This is a genomic window from Mycobacterium sp. (assembly GCF_049281135.1).
Classification (GTDB): Bacteria; Actinomycetota; Actinomycetes; order Mycobacteriales; family Mycobacteriaceae; genus Mycobacterium.
Window position 1 is genome coordinate 1 of the sequence record NZ_JBAPRN010000307.1, and the last position, 1967, is coordinate 1967.

1 protein-coding gene and 1 pseudogene are annotated in these 1967 nt (G+C 61.7%); both read left to right on the forward strand.

Translation table 11 applies throughout. The annotated features are described in order from the left end of the window. Positions 1-406 (forward strand): annotated as a pseudogene (locus tag WAN02_RS12520) (TetR/AcrR family transcriptional regulator); the annotation flags it as partial. Continuing rightward, entirely contained in the window at positions 403-1227 is an 825-nt protein-coding gene (locus WAN02_RS12525) for a hypothetical protein (RefSeq protein ID WP_422264493.1), read from the forward strand. The pseudogene WAN02_RS12520 and the gene WAN02_RS12525, both read left to right, overlap by 4 nt. Positions 1228-1967 lie beyond the last annotated feature (740 nt).

Here is a 1967-nt window from a genome sequence, read left to right on the forward strand (position 1 = left end):
GGAACGAGCCGAGGAAGCGAAGATCGTGTCCAAGCTTGGCAGCAGAACGGCGGATCCGGGCGATTTGATCGCGCTGTTGAGTCTCCTGATCCGGCAGGTGCTCGCTGCCGAACGGCGTTTGGGCCCAGTGGCTTTCCGGGACATGTTGGGATTGCACTTCTCAGCAACACGGCCGGTCGAGGACGAGTTGACCGCGCATCCGCTGGCGCAATACCTCATTGAGGTCTTCGCGCACGCTCAAGCTGCCGGACATGTACGTCGAGATGCCCAACCGGGCGAACTCGGGGTCATCTTCCTGACCGGCCTGTTCGCCTTGCTGGCCACCGGATTAGGACCGTCGCGGGCGCGGGCAGCGTTACTCGACAGGTATGTCACGACGATCGTTCAGGGAATGGAGGCACCATGAGTAATTCAGGTATCGAGGGCTACCGCGATTTCCTGGTACGGCGTGACGGAGACGCCGACCTGTTGCACCGCCGCTTGGGCAGCCGCGAGAAGTTCTTCTCGACGCTGGAGACCGACCCAATCCACTCGAGCTATCCGATCGATCGGGATACGTTCCTGCGCAACCTTCGACGCCGCCGTCCCGAACCGGACGTCGATCCGAAGATGCTGTTCTTGTTGGCCACCGCCAAGCTGAACCAGGCGGAGCGATTCGGGGTGGACCTGGGCGATACCTATGGCCGGATCGGCGGCGAGGACCAGGCGCCCGAACGGATTTATCTCGCCCTCGAAGAGCACTACCACACCCGCCTGCTGGCCTATGTGCTTGACATGTTCAGCCTGCCCTTCCAGGTCGTTGTGCCGCCTTTGGTGATGCGCCAGTTCGTGAAAATGGAAGTATTCCTGCCCGAGCGATTCGGGTTCCCCTTCGTCGGCGCCGCAGAAATGGCCGGGTGCATCATGTTCGACGAGCTACGCCGTATCGGCGTCGAGTTGTTCGCCGACGAGCCCGATGTGGCAGCACGGATCCATCTGCTTTACACCGAGATACTCACCGACGAGATCGGCCATGTCGGCTATTGCGCCGTGCGTTGCAGCAGCCCGGAGCGCACGCTGATGCGCTGGCTGTACCCGTACTTCGGCCGGCTGTTTGCGCGCCAGACCGCCGAAATCAACCTGCTGACCGATCGCGACAAGTTGCGCGCCCGCCTCAGCGGGCCCTTCGACGTCGACGAACTGACCATCGGTATGTCGAACGAAACCTTTCTGGCTGCGCACCCCTGACCTAGGTATTCATCACCCGTTCGCCGATCGCCTGGTCGCGGCGCAGGGCAGCAAAGATATTGGCGGGCGACGATGTTCGGCCGGACGTCGCTCTGCTATTGGCTAACCGGCCGCACTTACCTGAGTCATCATGCCGGGCATGTCGTTACGCACGCGCGCCGCATCTGCCTGGCGCGTCTCTGGCACGGGCTTCATTAACGGGTCGTCCGATGATGTCCGTTCGGCGTCCAGGCTTACAGCCAGACGGGTGCGCAGTTCAGTGACGTGCTCGCCGCGCCGTTGATGGTGATGATCACGTTGGTCGGTAACAACCCAGCGAACAAGGGCGTTACGTCGATAGCAGGTTCGCCAACGTGATGAGTTGGGCGACCGTCGTGATCACGAGCGTGTGCGCGCTGGCCTTGATCGCCGCTCCTTGTCGGGGACGGCAGCGGACACACCGACAGTTCGCAGTGACCTGAATCGGGCTAGTGGTCCGTCGGCGATTGAATCGAGGACCAATGGCCCTGCTACCGCCAACACAACTAGACGAGCCTTCAAGGCAGGCGAAATTGGGAGGTCGAATATGCCTACGACTCTGTTCGACAGCAAAGTCATCGAGGACGCGGTCACGGCAGCGTGCCGCGCCCCGTCATTGCACAACAGCCAACCGTGGCAATGGGTTTACAGCGAAGGCCAACTCCGGCTGTTCCTCGATTCAAGTCGGGTCCTGGATACCGACCAATCGGCGCGAGAAGCAC